At 42.4% G+C, this 20,518-nt stretch carries 9 protein-coding genes; 2 read left to right on the top strand and 7 right to left on the bottom strand.

The features are described from left to right. Positions 1-43: 43 nt before the first annotated feature. The 6 genes from JMX97_RS00355 to JMX97_RS00330 all read right to left on the bottom strand — a co-directional run bounded on the left by JMX97_RS00355 (position 44) and on the right by JMX97_RS00330 (position 14,012). On the bottom strand, positions 44-2,146 hold the full coding sequence (locus tag JMX97_RS00355; RefSeq protein WP_201553963.1) for a hypothetical protein: 2,103 nt from the start codon (positions 2,144-2,146) through the stop codon (positions 44-46). Positions 2,147-2,225: 79 nt separating this feature from the next. Continuing rightward, the gene (locus JMX97_RS00350) at positions 2,226-2,690 is read right to left on the bottom strand and encodes a hypothetical protein (protein WP_201553962.1); all 465 of its coding nucleotides are present in this window, start codon (positions 2,688-2,690) and stop codon (positions 2,226-2,228) included. 671 nt (positions 2,691-3,361) lie between these two features. Next, the gene (locus JMX97_RS00345; protein WP_227671370.1) at positions 3,362-4,900 is read right to left on the bottom strand and encodes a hypothetical protein; all 1,539 of its coding nucleotides are present in this window, start codon (positions 4,898-4,900) and stop codon (positions 3,362-3,364) included. 1,086 nt (positions 4,901-5,986) lie between these two features. Beyond that, positions 5,987-11,323: a DUF11 domain-containing protein gene (locus JMX97_RS00340; RefSeq protein WP_201553959.1), complete on the bottom strand. Its 5,337-nt coding sequence runs from the start codon at positions 11,321-11,323 to the stop codon at positions 5,987-5,989. A 155-nt stretch (positions 11,324-11,478) separates the two neighbouring features. After that, on the bottom strand, positions 11,479-13,491 hold the full coding sequence (locus JMX97_RS00335) for a DUF11 domain-containing protein (protein ID WP_201553957.1): 2,013 nt from the start codon (positions 13,489-13,491) through the stop codon (positions 11,479-11,481). A gap of 56 nt (positions 13,492-13,547) precedes the next feature. Continuing rightward, entirely contained in the window at positions 13,548-14,012 is a 465-nt protein-coding gene (locus tag JMX97_RS00330) for a hypothetical protein (RefSeq protein WP_227671371.1), read from the bottom strand. Between the two features lie 824 nt (positions 14,013-14,836). Between JMX97_RS00330 and aceE the strand changes: the two genes are divergently transcribed. Together aceE and JMX97_RS00320 are read left to right on the top strand one after the other, a co-directional pair. After that, positions 14,837-17,650 (top strand): pyruvate dehydrogenase (acetyl-transferring), homodimeric type, encoded by a 2,814-nt coding sequence (gene aceE / locus JMX97_RS00325; protein WP_201553955.1) that lies wholly within the window; start codon positions 14,837-14,839, stop codon positions 17,648-17,650. Positions 17,651-17,686: 36 nt separating this feature from the next. Further along, on the top strand, positions 17,687-19,474 hold the full coding sequence (locus tag JMX97_RS00320) for a 2-oxo acid dehydrogenase subunit E2 (protein WP_201553953.1): 1,788 nt from the start codon (positions 17,687-17,689) through the stop codon (positions 19,472-19,474). A 202-nt stretch (positions 19,475-19,676) separates the two neighbouring features. Here JMX97_RS00320 and JMX97_RS00315 read toward each other — a convergent pair whose 3' ends face one another. Continuing rightward, the gene (locus JMX97_RS00315) at positions 19,677-20,306 is read right to left on the bottom strand and encodes an OmpW/AlkL family protein (RefSeq protein WP_201553952.1); all 630 of its coding nucleotides are present in this window, start codon (positions 20,304-20,306) and stop codon (positions 19,677-19,679) included. Between the last annotated feature and the right edge of the window lie 212 nt (positions 20,307-20,518).

Below are 20,518 nucleotides of genomic sequence, written 5' to 3'. Positions count from 1 at the left end.
TAAAAGTTTAATTTAAGTTGAAAGTTGTAATCTCAAGTTAAGTTTATGGTGTTGTAATCACACGAGCGGTTTTGATTTTGACTGAAAACTGCATGGTTGCCGTTTCTTGAGGCGCTAAGGTATCAATAGTAGTCGTAACATTATCTGAATTCTGAGCCGCTGTACCCTTAGTAGTAGTTACAGAGTCTACTTCATAGTCAGCTTCATTCTCAAAGTTGGAGAATGCGTCTAAGATAACTATATTGGTAATATCAAACCCTACCCCTGTTGAAGAGCTCGCATCAGCAGAAGAGGTGTTTTGAGCTTGGACTTTATAAATAATACACTCACCAGGCTTAGCACCATCATCATCAGTAAGAGGTGTAGAAACGAATGTTGTTGCACTACCGCTACAAGTTTTATCTATCGCTTGGGTTTTGAGCAGCACTAAGCCGCGTACCGTTGTTACATCTGTTACTGGAGGTATTGTAGGTGCGCCTTCTAGCTTTGGAATCAAGGTGACAATAGTGTCTTCAAATGTAGGAGTAGTAGTGTTCGATGGTGAGTATAGAGGAGCATCGACTGAGGAGACTTTATAGTTAATCGTAACAGTGCCATCAGTGGCTATACCACCAGGCAATGCGCTTTTAATATCATAGACTCCATCGACAGCTTTGATTTCCTTATCTACTACAGTTGGTGTTGTAGTGTCATCACCATCCGGATAATAAGTGACAGTGACGCTACCAGGTACTATATTAATCGCATCTGGCGCATCAGCATCATTATCATCGATAGTGAACGTTAACTCGCCGGCGTTGCTACCCTCGACGTCTTTACCCGTGTTGGTAATGACCGTTGTATGAGTCACTTGACCAAGGGTACCTGAGGTCGGTGCAATTTCTCTGACAGTAACACCACTTAGAGTTAGAGCACGCTGGATAGTGCCTCCTATTGACAATGGTCCAGTTGAGTCATCACCTGTTTCAAGTGTTCGCTGACCACCGTCGGTATAGTTAGTCTCGGTAGTAGGGTAGAAAACATCAACGAGTAGTTCCTTGCCAGTGTCTGTACTATCAACAAGCGTATTACCATCAGTCGCACCATTATCTAAGTCATCAGTAACGGTGACGTGGTTGATGGCAGTGGCAGGATCAAGCGTACCTGAGCCACCTTGTTTGACTGTAAAGAGGAAGGTGATATTTTGACCCACTGGTATAGTGTTACCAGTAACATTAAAGCCGGAATCACCTGCAGCACTAGCATCGATATCACCTACAGTAGCAGTACTACTGGGACTGATATTAGTGGAAGTAAGAGGTACTGCGAGAACTAAACCGGCCGGTAGGAAATCAGCAATATCAATGTCAGTCGCATCAGTACTAAAGTCAGTACTTTGGTTGGTTACGACCACTTTATAAGTAGCAGTATCACCCATATCATTGAGGTCTAGGCCATTAGTAATGGTCTTAACGATACCAAAGGTAGGGAGCCTAGTGAATGAGCCGTCAGTGTTGGTAAGAGTGTTAACTCCAGCTCCATTATCAGTTAAGGCTTTACTCTTGGCAGATATGGTTAGTTGTTGAACTTCCTCGCCTTTGTTACCAATAGTTTTGGCATTGAGAGTAAACTTGATAAACTGCCCCATTTCTAGAGGAAATTCCTGACCATTGGTATCCGCATAGGAAATATTTTCTCCAGTAAAAACTGGGTCATCTGTACCAGGAACTTGATCTTTGTTATATATCTCGAATGAGACAGTAGAGCTGCTCGGATTATACTTTGTATCAGCTCCGGTCAGGTTTACAGTATAGATATCGTCGCGGTTACCCGTATTAGTCAAAGTATGCCTAAATACTGCGAATCCATTAGGTGCTACTTTTTCTTTGATGTTTGTATCATCGCCTTGCTGACCACCCGCTGCTGAATCGTCATTGTCAGCTACTAATGAAAATGATACCTTTTCTGAAACGGTGATCTTAACTTCATTAGATACAACATCAGGCTGCTTTACAGTACCAACGTTATAGCTGGCACTAGCTTGGTTGGTGATACTTACGTCCGTTGTTGTTGTGCCACTGTCGACTGCGTTAGCAGTAGTGCTGATACCCAGAACAGCAGCGACACCAACGGCTAACAGACTATAATTAAAAGTGTTTGATTTCATATAAAAACTCCAAAGTTAAAAAAGATTTACAGGTTGGGATTCAAGGATTGTAACTGGCGTGCCTCAATCAATTATCGTGTCAGTCAACGATTGTATTAAGTGCTACGGCTGCAGATTTATTCGCTGGTAATAGCTTGATATCCCAACGTAAAGTACGGTATTCGGAAAAGGGGATTTTTACCAATTTGCCATCGACTTTACGCATCAACGGCATGTTGGCGTAGTTCTTGCCATCAATGCTGGCCTGTGCAGTGGTAGGCATAGCGTCACCAGTAAAGGTCATGTTGGCAGGAATAGGTAGGGTCACCGCTAAGTCATTAATGTTTTGTTTGACAGTATTGGTATAAGTTGCTTTGTACTGAATAACGGTACCTGCTGGAGCCGTACGGACTGGTAAGTAGGTGACTTTACCCTCGGCATTCTTGACGACTTTATTCGCCGTAAGCTCCATTTTTAGGGAGTCATCAGCATGGGCTGCACTTAGTAAAAACACAGACGCTACGGTAGCTATTAAAGCATTGCGTAAAGAATTAAAACCTTTCATATCGTATTCCTTGCTTAAACCATTACTATCAGGACGGCCATAATTTCGTGCTACGTAGTATCACGATTTGCAAATTATTGTTTGTAGGTAGCGCTGAAGGGAAAGAGAATTATCTCTTGATAGCATTGTCACAAAAAATGTACAAAGAGTCATTACAAAGGCGACAAGTGGCGATTCTGGGTGGCTGAATGGTTAAAGGTCTATCTAACAAACAGAACTTAAGTCAGATTCAGAGTTACGTAGATAGGATTTACTGAAAATAGCTGAGGTTGTAGCAGTGGCGGCTACTGTTTGAAAACAGTAATTCTGTATTCCGTACCGAAAAACAGAGTTGCTGTTGAGAGTTTTATTGAAAAGGGCTGTCGAAGTGGAGGCGTTCGTTAGGTTAAACTTATCAGATACACGGCTATAGGAAATATCCAAAGAGATTAGTAATTGAAATACAAATTTAACAGACTTTAATTATAAACATCAGTTCTATAGGAAGTACATTTGCCCACTCTTTAGCATCATCATAGAAAAGATAGGATTAATCACTATAAAAGCGACAAATGGCAATTCGGAAGGGTTAAATGGTAAAAGCCCTGTCTAATAGACAGGGCTTTAGTTGAATTATAGTCATATAAGCAATTTTTATTATAAATAGCTGAGGTTGTAAGCGGTGAGTAATACTATTGGTTAGCAGTCGTACCGTATTTCGTATTGAAATAAAAATCGCGTTTCGCTCTTGGTGCTAAAGTAAGAGGCTTGGTTTTCACTGTGCCATTTTGACCGATAGCCACGCTGTCAGAAGCGTAGTCAGCCGATGCAGATACTGGGTTGGCAAGTACCGATGTCACTATAGCGCTACTTACTCCTTTTTTCTGTAAGACATCCTTCATAATAAAAGTATCGATATTGATATAGGCACGGTTGGTAGCGGTAATCTTGTAGGCAATACATTTTCCTGGATCAATATTTTCAATACTTGCCGTGCTAAAGCCTGTGACAGGATTGGGTGAGTCGTTAATACTGGTGTAATTAAGGGTAGAAGGGCAATTATTTATATATTGATATTTTTTTAGTACTAAAGCTACATTTTCGGCAATCACTCTACCAAAATTATTATTTGGATAATTATAAGTAGTGGCTACGAATCCGACAGTTCTTCTATTATCGGTAGTACGAATAGGGTAGGTGTTACCAGTACGGCTTTCTACCAAGCAGAGATTGGTATTATTCAATGTAGTCATAGGTATACTGATTTGATACTCGCCAATGGGAGCACCGCTTCTGATTACTGATTGTGTTGAATAAACAGTATTAATATTAGAACAGTTCGCTAGCTTAACGGTGCTACCAGCAATACCGGTTTCGGCATTAGGGACAGAAGGGTTAAATATACCGTTAAAGTAGTTAGGGTTGTTTGTATAAGGACTGGTACTGGTAGTAATATCAGCATTAGTAGCGTTCGCTCGAGCACTGGTAATACCACCATTATCATCAAATACGGTACCTGAGAAAACATATTGAGGGACGTAACAATAATTGTCTAATCGAAGTTGAATTTCTTGACTAGACGGGTTACTACCAACATATATAGGATTGTTGGTGTAACGAATTTTTACTGTATCGACAGGTTGAGAGAATTGTATAGATCCTTGGCAGCGTGTGTCAAAATCTCTTGAAGGACAGTTGATGTTTGTCCTGTTGTTTAATCCTTCAGAGTAGGCAACGTTTGACCCCCTTATTGTTTGTAGTGTGCCATCAATAACAGAGCCAGATTGAGTAGTACCTGTGATGCGCACATAATCATCGAATAAATTATTGCCAGAATTTGAATAATCAACATCAAATGCACTCATGGCGACATTGGTCAGATAGAGGGGCTGCTGGGTCGTCTTATTACGAAAGCTCAGTGTAATATCTGTATAGGCAGTTGGAGTAGGGAAGTTTCTACCAATATTTATAAGTTTATATTGGCTAGCACCTATAATGCTAAAGTCATTACTAGTGTTGCTGGTATTAGATTCGACAAGATCCATTTTTATTTGTAATGGAATACTTCCCGAAGCATTACCCGCGACATCAAAATAGTTATTATTGCTACTACTCATAAGTAAGTTGGTATAGTCGCCATCTGTTAGTTTATCTTGAGAAAAACCAGCAGAACAAACCGCGCCTGGATTATCAACTTTTGCAAATGATGAGCTGCTTATCAATGACAACATTATAAAGCCTATCAAACTCAGTATTTGAGACAGGGATCCATTAAATGAACAAGCATTTATTATCTTTGAAATTCGTTGCGCCTTATGCATATTGTTATCCCTGTTTACGACCGAGTTTTCCTAACAATTATGGTAATTCATCAATAAAGAGACTAAAGCTACTCAATGAGTTACCTTGAATTTTAGTTCTGATGGCTCAACAGACAAATTCACGATAACTCTAAAAATATTGGCATAATATCAATAATACTCCAAGTAATTGTAATATCTAAAATACAATTAAGATACAAAAATAAGACGAATGCCTGTTTGAAGGGTATGAGTGACGAAAATTTCAAGTATAAGCATGAGACTTATTGGTTCTAGTAAGCCTGTTACAAAAAGAAGCAATATAAAAGTAACTAATGAGACCTCCGTATGTCCTTTTTGGTCAAAGTCCTATCTGAAAGACAGAATTTTGTTTGATTTTAGGTGAGATTTGGATTTAAAGTTAGTTAGGTAGGTAGGATTTGCTATAAATAGCTGAGGTTGTACGTAAGCACTAAGTCATTTTATTTATCAGTAGTCGAACCATATTTGGTGTTATATCGAATCGCTTTACGATCATTAGAGCCGGTGGCTCCTAAGATGAAGCTATTAGTAATAATCTTGCCATTGCTGTCAATGGCTACTGAGTTGCTTGAGAAAGTAGGGACACCACCATAGACACCGTCCCCGAAAAGATATGTTTATGACTAGCGTAAGATTCGCTTGCTACTCCAAAACTAATCCATTTATTGTAGGTCTCACCAACGACGGCGTGAGGAATACCCAAGTTGCCATTCATAATATCTGCAACGATTATTTAACTCCAGCAGAAAAAGAGTGCTGTTATTTCAACAAACCTCTCTTATGAGTTGTCTAAATATAGTTGACTACTACAAACCGATGAAATACCTAAATATTAGGCTAAAGTGGCTTTGTATACTGGAAGATAAAAGTTGTAGGAGTGAGTACAACGCAGACATACTACGGCAATATTTCTACTAGAAATCTAGTCATATTTATAAGGACTGTAGCAACGTAATATATCATCTATAACGTCGGCTACTTATTTTTACGAGGATTATGACGCTTAAACAAGTCTTCATCAAACTTAAAGCGCAGTCTAAAATAAGCGCCTTCTTGAGTGCTGTCATCATAGGCGATATCTTCATCTTTAAAGCCCATAAAGTTGTAACCCAGCGACAACCATAAATTAGTCATTGGGCTATAGCCAACCTCAGCACCCAGCATATAAGCTAAATCATCAGCTTGCTTATTCCAATAAGTACCCGCTTGTAGACCCACATCCCAACGTTCACTGATATCATAAAGACCACGCGCATAAGCGGCATGCGCCGTATTATCGCTGGTAATCTCGTCAGCAGTGTATTGCGTATATTTACCCGCATAATGACCAGATAAGGTTAATGGGCGGGTGGGATGATAATTGCCACTCCATGACCAAATAACCGCATCTTTTTGATAAGGATCCTCACCGGTAGCATTATCATCGAGACGATATTCGAGTTTAGCGAGCATATCGAGCTGGTTGCTATCGTAATCACGATAAGCGCCGCCAATTTGTAAGCGATTGATAGTCCGATGACCGTCGTCATAATCAACGCGGGAATAGATATCTTTTGCCAGTAAGGTAATGTCATCGGTATAACGATAGGCAATACCGGCGCTACCGAGTAACGTATCACTGGTCTCGCCCCAGCGTTTTTCGAAGCGCCCTGATGCTTTATAGTTTTCTTTGGTAAGGTATTCCACCCCAAAGCCGGCAGCGGTTGAGGTACTGTCTTTTTCGCCCTCTAACGATTCAACGCGCTCAAGCAAGGTGTTTACCGTTAAGCCTTTTTGAACATACCATTTGTTCTTGAGACCGATAGCCGCTTCTGCTTCGCGGGCACTAATGGCATCACGCAGGCGATATTCGCTATAGACTTTACCGTCTTTCATATAAGTGGCATCAAAACCAATGACCGTGCGCTGACGCTCGTCGCTATCATCGAGACCATAGCTGCCGGACAAGCTATTGATTAAGTCGTGACGTGCGTAGAGACGGCCTAACTTGCCTAAAGGGGTTTCACCACCGATAGAAGTAGCATTACGCGAGCTATGGTCAATATCTTGCTCGTATTCAGCAAACACCAAGGACTTATTGAGCTTGGGTAGCCGGGCAGTGACACGGGCGCGGACCGTGGTACCTTCAAGGTCTTCGTCAGAATCACTAGTGCCATTGAGTGCCGATTGGTTGATGATGTCGTCGTTGAATATCGTATCGTCTGTAACGTCAACTACATCAGTGGCACCTTGGATATTACGCGCAGCGTCGGTGGCTTGTTGCTTATAATAGCGCAGCCCGACTTCACCGACGATATTTTTACTTAGACGTTGCTCGATACTGGCCTGCACGCCCTCAATGCTGGCGTCAGTACTATGGTCTTTGGTGCGCACGCCTTCAAGCTTTAAGGCGGTTTTTTTATTGGCTAATGCATGAGTGACTTCCACCCCGGATTCGGTACGGCCAGCAGTTAACGGTGAGGCACCAGTGACAAAGCCAATATCAGCATCGTTGTAGTAAGCTTTGGCCCGAGTGCGTTTTTTATCATCATAGTCCAGTTCAATACGTAAGGCGTCACCCTCAGTATTTTTATCATTCAATGATTCACCATTGATTTGATTGCTAGGCTGATAATTTGGTTTTTTATCTGAAAGAACATTGATGTACTCTGCTTTGCTTTTCGCATATTCCGCCACCAGTTTTAATTTACCGTTGATTTTAATCACACTATTGATGCTGGCAAGTTCTTCTTTATTAAGCGGGTCATCGCTATTAATATAGCTGCCACCAATCGACATTTTAGGGGTCAATTGCTGATTGGCGGCCACACCGCCGACCCAATATTTTTCGCCACCTTCGTCTATTTCAACGGTGACGCGTAAATAAATGGGATTACCCTCTAAATCTTGACTGGCAATTGGTGCTTTGAGATATAAGCTACGGCTGATCGGATCAATTTCATAATCGGCAAAGCGGGTTAAGGTCACGCGCCTAACAATGAGGCCTGGGTTATTGGCATCACGGGTGATGACCTCTACGGTTTCAGAATTCTCTAGTACTGCATCGAAGTTTTCGGCCAACGGATACGGGCCGGAAATACCCAAACCGCGAGTTTCATTAACCCGTTGTGTTGAGCTGGTTTCAGCGGCAAAGGCAGTTATAAGAGTATTGTTATTTTCATATTGGGCTTTAACACCAGTTAAGGTGCGGTTGTACTGACCAAGCTTGATGCCGTCATCATTATCAATTCTGGTTTTTAGGTCACCATACATGGCAAAGGAGCGGCCTTTATCAACGCGCACATAGAGCTTGCTGGTTGATTGGGCATCAAAGCCCTTGGCGGAGGAATCGCCATAAACTGGATAGTATTCGCCCGGCTCAATATCACGAAATAGTCGCTCGCCTTTTTTATCGCTGTCATAAGCGAGGGTTAATAGATAGTCGCCGCGTACTTTACCTTTAAGGAACATTGCCGCCCGACCAGTCGCCGAGTAATCGTCATTACCAGCGAATTCTTGCAGCTCTTGTTCGAACGCCCCTTGAGCATCGGTAATATTACTGCCATCAAAGTCTTTTAAGGAGATAGCGCCTTCAACAATACCGACGGCGATAAGCGGACGTAATTTGGCGGTGAACTGCAACGGAATGATTTGTTTGCTGCTGCCTGCATTAATTACTAGCTCGCCTTTACCGGGGACGCTGGGAGAAATTACGGAGATCAATAGCTCACCACCATTGACGATAGTTTGGGTGCCCACTTGGTCTTTACTGCTATCGAGTAGGTCGATACGGCCAATATTGGTATCGATAGTAATAGGCGTTGAGGAAATATAGGGACGACCGTCACGGTCTTTTAAACTAATGACCACTTGATAGTCGCTAACCCCATCGGCTTCTACTAAATGCTCTTGAGTGCGGTAGTCTATGGCTTGCAAGCTATCAGGAGTGCTGATTTCGATAGACTGCTCAGAAATAACGTCACCATTCATATCGGTGGCTACCCCGCGTAAGGTATTACGGCCGCGTTTAAGATCAACCGCATAATAGTCAAAGGCGGTGACGCTTTGTTTTTGCTGCTTGGCAGTTTTACCGATTTGTTCCTCAGACACTGCTTTGTCATTGGCATAAAGGGTGAAGTTCGATCCCAGTGGCGCTTGCACTTGTACCAGCTGCTTGTAAGAAGTCAGCTGCTGGCCACTGCTTAAATTAATAAAAGCAACATCGTTATCCACTACCTTTTTAAGGTACTCTTCAAGCTCTTCCGTCTTCGGTGGGGTGATAGTGATAACGCTCATGTCCACCCGATTGGCATTGGGATTGACCATCTCAGCCACAATCGCTGAATCACATTCGCTGCCGCGTTCTAACAGATCGTTAGACTTACAGCCGCTGGCATCGATGTTGTTTTGGTTATTGCGATTATAGTCCGGCTCTGAGATTAGCTCACTTTTTACTGCTTGTTCTAAGCTGTTATTTTTAGCACCGACAGATTTGCTTCGGTCAAGCAGCCGCTCGTTTAGGCGTTCGGTACTGTCGACCATGCTGCTCATACCGCCAACGATGGCAAAATCGGTACGATGGAGCTCACCATATTTTAGATCGACAAAGCGGCTACCAGCATCGCCTGCGTTACGATTGCTTTGGATAATCAGTTCTGTGCCTATAGGAAGGGTAGTGCGGTCGACTTTTAAAACATGAGTTTTGGCACTAACCCCATAAAAGTTATATTTACCTTCAGGGTCAGTGACCACAAAGCTGCCGTTTTCCATATAAATACGCACGCCAGCGACGCCCAGCTCGCCATCATGTTTTTGTTGAATACCATCACGGTTAATGTCGTGGTAGACTTTTCCAACGATAATGCCGTCGGTATTCATGACCCCGCGGCTGACCTCAATCGACCACTGTGCTTCCATTGATGAGAGGGGTTTATCATTCTCATCACGGCCATGAGCGACCGCACGGTTGATACCGTCACCGCCTAACGCGGAGGTGCCGATAAGTACGCGGTAGCTGATTTTTTTGACGTCATCTTTTTCTATAACACCTAAGTTTAAAACTTGGTATTTACCGTCGGTCTTAAACTCAGTGGTTTGGGATTTGGCAATATCGATACTGTCGTTATCAATGCCGTTATCAATGTCTTTATCTATGCGCAGGCTACCTTTGACATAATCAAAGCCACGCGGTAGCGCGTCTTTTAGCTGTACATCATACGCGGTTGCGGCACCGTCATTTTTGACGGTAATGCTATAGTTGATATAGTCGCCAAGCTCGGCGGCTTTGACATCGCCTTGTTTGGTGACTTGTAGGCTGGGGGACTGATTAACAATTGCAACCTCACTACTGATTTTTTCATCAATAGTGCTGAACACAGAGGGACTTAACCGTTGGTTGGTATTTGCGCTCACCGATGGATTAATACAACCTTCTAAAGTTGCTGCTAAGGTGTCACCTTGAAGGGTTTGGATAATATCATCGGTGATTCTATTAGCATTTTTTTGAGTGGGTGCGGATAGGCGATATTTACCGGTATTATTACCGGTCTCTAGCGCTTTTAAGGAGTATTTGTCACCAGTTATAGGGGAGGTGATGGCTATCCATACTTGATCTTTTTTATCAGGCTGGACGTTACATTGGGCGTAACTGGCTTCGATATAAATATTATCGCCCACTTGTGAGTTACTTTTGCTCGCATCGAAATTAGCAGTTGTAAAGTTAAGATAAGAAGCAACGGTGACTAGACTATTGGTGACCGCCGCCGTTACTGATTTATCCTCAACCACTACCGCACCGATTTTGATATCAGCACTATCGCCATCGCGAGCTTCACTAGCTGTTAAGGTTTGAACGATAAGCTGAATGCTTTCACCTTGACCGATTTTAATTTGATTGGGATTGCTGAGTTCGACATCGTCTTTATCAATAAGACCGTTTTTATTGATATCTTGATAAACGGTAAAGTTCGATAGGGTATCGGGATAGTCATAGCTTAAGGCGATGGTTTCATCACTATAGCTATTATTGGTCAGTAGGTTGGTCCACTCGGCTGTATTGCCCAGTCCGACCGTTTGCACGGACGGCTGCGAGAGGGTAAGTGCGTATTGCGGTAAGGTATGAGCTATAAGGTTGATTTTATTGGAGAAACCCTGCTGTTGACTTCCAGCAGTTGTGGTATAGCTGACAATGGCCGTGTTTTTGACATTAATAACATCGTTGCCGTTTTCCGCATAAGCGATATTTGCTTGCATAAGTAGCATCGACGTGACCAACATCGTAAGTGCGCCAATAGAATAGCGCGGGATACGAGACGATGACATAGTGTGAGGCATAGTCAGTAATCCTACTTATGCAAAAAAATATGGTGCATTTACCCCTATGGTATCAAGGGTAAATGCCGAAGTTTTCCTAACAGGGAGCTAGGAAAACCTCTTGAAATGTTATAAATAAATTAACTTAGGATTAATAGTATATTAAGCAAATATTATTAATTCGCGCCTGTTTGTGATACTTTTGCTGAGAAGGTGATAGTACCGGTCTCCTGAAATATTAAAGTAGCATAGGTACCAGTAACTGGTGATCCAGAAGCAGATTCTATCGCTCCGTCTGATGTACCATCAGTGGCGGATACAAAGTCATCTTGATAAGTAACGCTATCGACTAACGTCTCTGTCACGATAACATTAGTGATATCGTTATTAGCGGTGGTAAAGGTATTTTTTGCATCAAGCTTGTAGAAAATACATTGGCCTGCGGCTGCAGTAGTCTCCTTATTGTCCCAAGTAAGGGTACTTACATCTGTACCGCAATCAGCCGTTGCTTGGAATTTTTGTAAATCGATACCTTGCATCGTGGTTGTAGAAGTAGTGGCGACGTCTAGAGGTTTTGGTGTACTCTTGATCGGACCTTGCGGTAATACTGAAATGGTCATCACTTCAAACTTACGAAGATCGTTTTCTCCATCATTATTACCTAGACCAGTAGTTTTAACCTCTACACTGATAGTGACGTCTTCCGTAGGTGTTAGACCATCAACGGTTGCTACGTTTAAATCATAGTTTTCAGTTAAATCAATTTTCTCTAAGAGAATATCGTCTGCTGGAACATATTTTCCATCACTAACTGTATCTACAAACACTCGTCCAATAGTAACTTTATCATTTTGGGTAGTTGGGACGATAGTGAAGTAAGTTTGATCAGCAATAGTAGCTTCGTCGATATCTGTACCATTGTTGGTAATGGTATAGGTATAGATATTATCGCTTAATAGAGCAACTTCTCTGCTATCACCCTCACTGATGTCTAGTTGACGAGTTTGCGAAGAAGCTTCGATAATAGAGTTAATGTTAGCGTCGACACCTTTACCTTTGTAAAGATTACCAATAATATCGGTTTCGTAGTTATTCTCAACTACACCTGCTTGATTGGTATCATCTGAGCTATCGACTAGATCAAAGACAGTGTTATCTTTAGTACTGTCGCTAATCACAACGTAGGTAGCAAATTTGCTGGTTTTAACTGCAGCCGTATCTTTCTTCGCGCGGAAGGTAAGGGTGATAGTGTCATTTATTGTAATATCCTGACCTTCTACAGTAATGGTTTTGCCATCAGTTGAAATGCTAGGCGTGACCGTACTAGAGCTTGTTGGCGCCATATAGTTGGCTTCTCCAGACTGAATAGCGACTAACCCATCTGGTAAAGTGTCTACAATTTTAACAGCAGTACCATCAATATTACCTTCGTTCTTCACGGTAATAGTATAGTCAACAAAAGCATTATCATTCTGAAGATCGAAGTTTTTATTGCCAAGGTTGGTAGTGGCAGAGTTGGTAATGGCGTAGACCGGGGTAGTGGTTTTAGCATTATCAGTGTTAGTTGCTGAGGTTTCTGTCGCACTTTTACCTGCTAGATAAGTACTGGTAGCGGTAACGGTAAGAATACCATTCGCATCGATGACGCGTTTTGTATCAGCTTTTGCGGTAACGGTAATGACTGCATACTCTTGTGCTTTAAGGGGTATGGTTCCCATTCCATCACTAACAATAGTCGTAGGGCCGCCTACATCAGTGCCTTCCGCATTTTTTATCTGATAACTGATAGTAGAGTTAGCAGTATTATAGTCGAAGTCATCACTCGTCCCATTACTAAGATTAATAGTATAAGTATCAGCAACGTTACCGGTGTTCTTCAAGGTATGAATAAAATCTACCGTTTCATCTGCTTGAGGGTTGATGGTGAGATTCTCATTGAAATCACCTGCTCCTGTACTAGCAAGAAGTGTAAATGATCCAGTTTCAGATACTTTTACGGTTACTTTATTTGATGTGGCAGTTTGTGAAGTGTTATCGAAAGTATAAGTAGCGCTTGCTTGACTTACAACGTCGAAAACAGCGGCAGTAGTAGTGGCAGCTGGGCCAGCAGCATTAGCGACACCAGTAACGCCCATAGCAGCGACGATACCTACGTTTAAGACAGAATATTTAAATACATTGGGTTTCATGCGATACTTCTCCAAAAGGTGACGAACAAAAAATACAAAGTGAATTATTAATGGTATCAGTCAGTAATCGTGTTAAGCGAAACAGCAGCTGATTTTTTTGCGGGTAATAGCTTGATGTTCCAACGTACTGAGCGGTATTCAGATAAGGGAACGTTGACCACTTTGCCACTGACTTTGCGTATCAACGGCATGTCAGCGTAGTTTTTACCATCAATGCTGGCTTGAGCGCTGCTAGGAGACACTTCACCAGTAAAGGTCATATTGGCGGGAATAGGTAAGGTCACTGCTAGGTCATTGATACTTTGATTAACAGTACTGGTATAGATTGCTTTGTACTGAATGACGGTACCCGCTGGTGCGGTACGTACTGGTAAGTAAGTTACTTTACCTTCAGCATCTTTAACGACTTTATTAGCTGTCAGCTCCATTTTTAGAGCATCTGCCGCTTGCGCACTGCTTAGAAACGCAGTAGATATTAGCGCAGTCATCATCAGCTGTTTTAGGAAGTAGGTGTTTTTCATTGTAAAATCCTTTGTTGATAGGCAAGTCATATAAGAGCTTGCAAACGAGACCTGACCAAATGGTATTACTACTAAATATGAATAATTCAGACGATCAGTTAATGCTTCTCAATGTTTTAATTCGGCATATTCTTTATAGTGAATATGTAAATGATATGTAAAAAATGTGTAGATATTGTAACATTTATTGCTGTAAATAAGTTCTTTAATATTTAAAAAAAGTAAAGTAAATAGAGTTATATTCCGACTAAAGGTGTATTAATATAGATAGAAGGTTAATTTAGATGATAAAAAACAATGAAAATATAGGATACTAGTGTATTTTTTTGGTAATTAACGATAGACGGTCATAGTCGAATTGGTTAAATATTAGGCGGAATAGACTGAATTATGCTGATAACGAAGTTTTTTTATGCATATAACATATAAAAATTTCTATCGACAAAGGTAAAAAAAGATGTGGGTTCAGTACGATTATTTTTAAAAAAACTAATCACTATTTATTTGAAAAATACTTGCTATATCGGCATTTCTCTACAGCTATAAACAATTGAACTATAAGCGTCTATAATAGAGTACGCTAATCATCTAATGACCGAATATACAGAGTTGCCTGTAGGGTCTATTTATAATTATGCTCATTTACCACGTACGTCAATGCACAGTGCCACTATTTTGTATAACCTAGCTGTCTATAAACCGCATAAGACAATGGAATGCTTGAGCGTAGCAAGGAAGTCGTAAGTAAGCCGGTACCTCATTACACACTATTAATAAGACCCTGCCATTAGGTAGGTATGACTGATAAAAAAGGATTAATAAAGATGAATTATTACAAGGATGCTGATAGCACCGAAACCCAGGAATGGTTGGAGGCTTTTGAATCCGTTATCAAACATGCGGATAAGGATCGCGCCCAGTTCTTGCTAAAGGCGCTATACAACATGGCGGTACAAGAAGGACTGCCATTTAATCGATTAGACACAGCTTATGTTAATACCATTGCGGTTGAAGATGAGCCTATGTATCCCGGCGATTTGGCTATCGAACGCAAAATTCGGGCCTTGATTCGTTATAACGCCTTGGCGATGGTGATGCGAGCGAATAAAAATGATGACGATTTAGGTGGTCATTTGGCGACATTTGCCTCTAGTGCTACTCTTTATGAAACTGGCTTTAACCATTTTTTCCGTGCGGCCAGCGATCATTTTGGTGGTGACATGATTTATTACCAAGGTCACTCAGCGCCAGGTATCTACGCACGCTCTTATCTAGAAGGCCGTTTAACTGAAGAGCAGCTGGATAACTTCCGCCGTGAAGTAAGCGGCAAGGGCTTATCAAGCTATCCGCATCCGTACTTAATGCCGGATTATTGGCAGTTCCCTACTGTATCAATGGGTCTGGGTCCTATCATGTCGATTTATCATGCCCACGTGCAGAACTATATGATCAACCGTGGTCTGCTTGAGGATGAAGGTCGTAAGATTTGGACCTTCTTAGGTGATGGTGAGACCGATGAGCCAGAAAGCTTAGGGGCAATCTCTCTTGCAGGCCGCGAGAAGCTAGATAACTTGATTTGGGTGGTCAACTGCAACTTGCAGCGCCTTGATGGTCCGGTACGTGGTAATGGTAAGATTATCCAAGAGCTAGAGTCGGTATTCCGCGGGGCAGGCTGGCGGGTAATCAAAGTCGTTTGGGGTGGTAAGTGGGACAATCTACTGGCCAATGATCCTACTGGTGTCCTTCAACATCGTATGGAAGAAACCGTCGACGGTGAGTATCAGCTGTATGAAGCGCGTGACCCTGAATTTGTACGAAAAGAATTCTTTGGTAAATATCCAGAACTTGAGGAAATGGCCGATGCGTTATCTAATGAAGATATTGCCAGCCTAAATCGCGGCGGTCACGATCCAATGAAAGTCTACGCTGCCTTTAGTGAAGCGATGAAAACCAAAGGTCAACCAACCGTTATCTTGGCAAAAACTGTTAAAGGTTATGGCTTATCTGATCAAGCCCAAGCGGTCAATAAATCACATCAAATCAAGAAGCTAGATCAAGAAGCTTTGATGTATTTCCGCGATCGTTTTGATTTGCCCTTTACTGATGAGGAATTAGAAACCCTACCATTTTATCGTCCTGAGGAAGACTCAGCGGAGATGAAATATCTCAAAGGTCGCCGTGAAGCGTTAGGGGGCCATTTACCCAATCGCCGCAGTGGACATATACCACTGAACATCCCCGACCTGTCTATTTTTGATCGGGTGTTAAAAGGCAGTAACGGTAAAGAACAATCGACCACCATGGTCTTTGTGCGTCTGCTATCCGCGATGCTCAAAAATAAAGACATCCAAGATCGTGTCGTACCGATTGTACCTGATGAAGCGCGTACCTTTGGCCTAGAAGGCATGTTCCGTCAACTTGGTATCTACTCTGCTATCGGGCAAAAATATACCCCAGAAGACAGTGAAGCTTTGATGGGCTATAAAGAAGCCAAAGACGGCCACATGTTAGAGGAAGGCATCAATGAAGCTGGCGCGATGAGTGCTTGGATTGCGCTAGCAACCAGCTATTCTGTTAACGCTCTACCGATGATTCCGATGTATATTTATTACTCAATGTTTGGTTTCCAACGCGTTGGCGACTTGGCATGGGCAGCAGGCGATTGTCAAGCACAGGGCTTCTTATTAGGTGCCACGGCTGGCCGTACCACGCTAAATGGGGAAGGCTTGCAGCATCAAGATGGCCATTCACAAATTTTATTCAACGTTGTACCTAACTGTGTGTCTTATGACCCTTGCTTTGGTTACGAGCTGGCAGTCGTAATGCATGATGGTCTACGCCGGATGTATGGCGAAGGCGAGCGCGTCTATTATTATCTGACCTTGATGAATGAGACCTATGAGCAACCGGCGATGCCAGAAGGAGCAGAAGAAGGCATCAAACGTGGTATGTATCTGTTAGAGGATAATAGCTCAAGCCAAGTGCAGTTACTGGGTTCCGGCGTTATCTTACGTGAAGTACAAAAAGCGGCGCAGATATTGAAAGATGAATTTAATATTACTGCTAACGTATGGAGCGTGACCAGCTTTAATGAGCTGACACGTGATGGTATGGTCTGTGATGACTATAACCGTCTGCATCCAATGGATGAAGAGCGTGTGCCTTGGGTCACTGAGCAGCTTGTCCCGCACGAAGGTATCGTGGTCGCAGCAACAGATTATATGCGCAATTACTCAGAGCAAATCCGTGCTTGGTTACCGGACAACCGTCCTTATACCACGCTAGGTACTGATGGCTATGGCCGCTCTGATACTCGTGAGCAATTACGTAGCTTCTTCAACGTTGATGCCGCTCATATCGTTGTGGCAACGCTTAAACGTTTGGCTGATGAAGGCGAAGTAGAAATGCGCTTGGTCAAAGACGCTATTTCTAGCTTGGATATCGACATCGATCATCCGCCAGCATGGCAGCAGCAGCCTTATTATGACCATTCCCCAGATGCACCAGCACCTGACAATGTGAATCCGAATCCTGTCCCTGAGTTTGTCGATGAAGATGATGACGAGATCAACAGTGAAGGCCGTGCTGAAGACCAAGCCGATGCTGATTTACTCAATGATGACGACGTCGCAGAATAAAACCTATAAGGCAATCGTAAGATAAGGAGAGTAAGGATGGACATTAAAGCCCCCGATTTGGGTGTTGATAGCGCTGAAGTCAGTGAGATTATGGTAGAGGTTGGCGATGTCATCGCAAAAGACGACAACATCATTTTATTAGAATCTGACAAAGCCTCGGTAGAAGTACCGAGCTCCGCTGCTGGGAAAATCACCAAGATCAACGTCGCTGTTGGCGATCAGATTAGCGAAGGGATGGTACTTATTGAGCTGGATAGCGATGCTGCTAGTGATAGCTCAGACAGCAGTGAAGAGGCTGATAAAGACAATACAGTAGCGCCTAAAGCTGAAAAGCAAGAACAGTCGAGCGCTGATAAAGAAACTGATGTCTCTACTGAGGGTGCTAAAGATGAGCCAAGCTCGTCCAAACCTGATGACAAGCCTACTGCTGGAGCTGGAAAAGCAACCACTCACGCGCTACCAGATTTAGGCGTAGATGAAGCAGAAGTGTCTGAAATTTTGGTTAGTGAAGGGGATATGGTCACTGCTGATCAGTCAATTTTACTGATTGAATCTGACAAAGCTTCAGTTGAAGTGCCGGCGCCAGAAGCGGGTAAGATTGAAAAAATCTTAGTACAGGCCGGTGATATGGTTGCCAACGGTCAAGACTTTATTATTATCGTTGGTAGTAGCACAGAAGCTGACAATAGCAATACTAGCAGCAGTACTAATAACAGGTCTGATGCTGATGAGTCTAAGACTGCTAGTTCTGAACCAAAAGCCAGTACTGACAAAGCATCTAAGCCATCGCAAACGACTGGTGAGCCTAAGCAAGCAGCGGTTAAGTCGACGCCTGCAACCAATAATGCAGTGGCGAACACAGATGGTAATAAGCTGACTGAATCTCAGGTTAACGAGAAGTCTGCTGAAGTTTACGCCGGTCCTGCGGTACGTAAACTTGCTCGTCAATTGGGTGTGGATATCACCCAAGTGAATGGTTCAGCGCTGAATGATCGTATCTTAAAAGAAGATCTTTTCGACCACGTCAAAAACAATCTGACTACCGAGCAAGCGGCACCTACTAGCAGTAGTGCAGTAAGCTCAGGCTTACCGAAATTACCTGATATGAGTAATGTCGAGATTTGGGGTGAGACGGAAACGCAAGATTTAAGCCGTCTACAAAAAGTGTCGATACCGCAGCTTAACTATAATACTTATCTACCGCAAGTGACGCAGTTTGATTTATCGGACATCACTGAGACTGAAAAGTTACGTGGCGAGCTAAAAGGTGGCATGAAAGCGCAAGGTATTGGCCTGACTATTTTAGCTTTTATTGTCAAAGCAACGGCTTATGCGCTCACTCAGCACCCACGCTTTAACAGCCATCTAAGTGATGACAATACCCAAGTTATCTTGCGAAAAAGCGTGAATATGGGTATTGCAGTAGCCACTGATGATGGTCTGATTGTACCGGTTATCAAGAATGCGCAGGATAAAGGCATTAAGCAGATTGCCATCGAGATTGGTGAGTTGGCGGTAAAAGCTCGCGATAAAAAGCTAAATACTAAGGATTTACAAGGGGCTAGCTTTACTATTTCAAGCCAAGGTATTTTAGGTGGTACTGCGTTTACACCGTTAGTGAACTTTCCACAAGTGGGTATATTAGGGGCTTCAGAAGCCACTATGCAGCCACGCTGGAATGCGGATAAGCAAGTCTTTGAGCCGCGCCTTATGCTTCCTCTGTCCTTATCTTATGATCACCGTGTCATTAACGGTGCTGATGCTGCTGTATTCACTCGCTATGTTGCCAGCTTATTGGCGGATCCGCGCCGTATCTTACTATAAATTTTTCGGTAAAATTTGTTTGATAGAAGCTATTTAGCAAATTAACACTACTAAAAAGACTGTCTACGGATGGTCTTTTTTTATGGGTCTTATTTAGAGTTTTGAGTTTTGAGTTACTGAAATCCTTAAATGAAAAACACAAAAAAGCCAGCATAGAGCCAGCTTTTTTATTCAAAATCTTTGGTTTAAAGTCATTGCTATCTTAGAACTGTTTAACAAAAGCAACGCCATAGACCCAAGGGCTGATATCTATTTCACCAATATCTGCACCATTCAAGCTGGCATCGGTTTTGATGTCCATATAGCGGGCATCAATCCGGAAAGCTTCAGTCGCCGCGAATGGGATATCAAGACCGATGTGGCCGGCTACACCAATACTGTCATCAAGGTCTAAATCAGCACCACTAAGATTGATCTTCTCATCGAAGAAAGTAGTATAGTTGACCCCAACGCCAATAAATGGTTTCACATTCATCGGCATATTGTAGCCGTCAAAATGATACTGTACAGAAAGGGTAGGTGGTAAATGCTGAGTCTTACCTCCAATTTTATTACCGCTAGCATCAGTTAGCGTAAAGTCATGATGAAAAGGAATAGCAGCTAGTAATTCGATACCAACGTTATTAGCGATAAAGTATTCACCACTGACTGTTGGACGCACATCGCCGTCAACATCAACGTCATATGCACCACCTAAGACACTACCATTATCACTTTTAGGGTCAACATAGTGTGCACCAGCAGCAACTGACCAAGTACCAGCAGGGATAGCAAAAGCAGTGGTCATCGTAAGTGCAGCGGCAGCGGCTAAAACTAGGGATTGTAGTTTCATCATTGGTTCCTCAACGTAATAAATGATTATCGATAAAATTCTAATGAGGGATGACATTAGTTATCGATACACGATGTTGTAGTTATGAGCTAACCAGTAACACCTTGAATTTATTATAATACAAATTCCTTACTAATTGTAGGGTTATGGATAGAAACTGGTATTATTCGCATAATAAGTTACAATTATAGGTGTTTTATTAATTTATTTTT

The sequence above is a fragment of the Psychrobacter sp. 72-O-c genome (genome assembly GCF_904846605.1).
Lineage (GTDB): Bacteria > Pseudomonadota > Gammaproteobacteria > Pseudomonadales > Moraxellaceae > Psychrobacter.
The sequence above is the reverse complement of the archived record's forward strand: the minus strand, read 5'-3'. Positions and strand labels throughout refer to the sequence as shown.

Bases quoted from the DNA above. Each gene is read 5' to 3' on its own strand.
- JMX97_RS00350 (WP_201553962.1), bottom strand. From the start codon at position 2,690: ATGAAAGGTTTTAATTCTTTACGCAATGCTTTAATAGCTACCGTAGCG.
- JMX97_RS00330 (WP_227671371.1), bottom strand. From the start codon at position 14,012: ATGAAAAACACCTACTTCCTAAAACAGCTGATGATGACTGCGCTAATA.
- aceE (WP_201553955.1), top strand. From the start codon at position 14,837: ATGAATTATTACAAGGATGCTGATAGCACCGAAACCCAGGAATGGTTG.
- JMX97_RS00345 (WP_227671370.1), bottom strand. From the start codon at position 4,900: ATGTTGTCATTGATAAGCAGCTCATCATTTGCAAAAGTTGATAATCCA.
- JMX97_RS00340 (WP_201553959.1), bottom strand. From the start codon at position 11,323: ATGCCTCACACTATGTCATCGTCTCGTATCCCGCGCTATTCTATTGGC.
- JMX97_RS00355 (WP_201553963.1), bottom strand. From the start codon at position 2,146: ATGAAATCAAACACTTTTAATTATAGTCTGTTAGCCGTTGGTGTCGCT.
- JMX97_RS00315 (WP_201553952.1), bottom strand. From the start codon at position 20,306: ATGAAACTACAATCCCTAGTTTTAGCCGCTGCCGCTGCACTTACGATG.
- JMX97_RS00335 (WP_201553957.1), bottom strand. From the start codon at position 13,491: ATGAAACCCAATGTATTTAAATATTCTGTCTTAAACGTAGGTATCGTC.
- JMX97_RS00320 (WP_201553953.1), top strand. From the start codon at position 17,687: ATGGACATTAAAGCCCCCGATTTGGGTGTTGATAGCGCTGAAGTCAGT.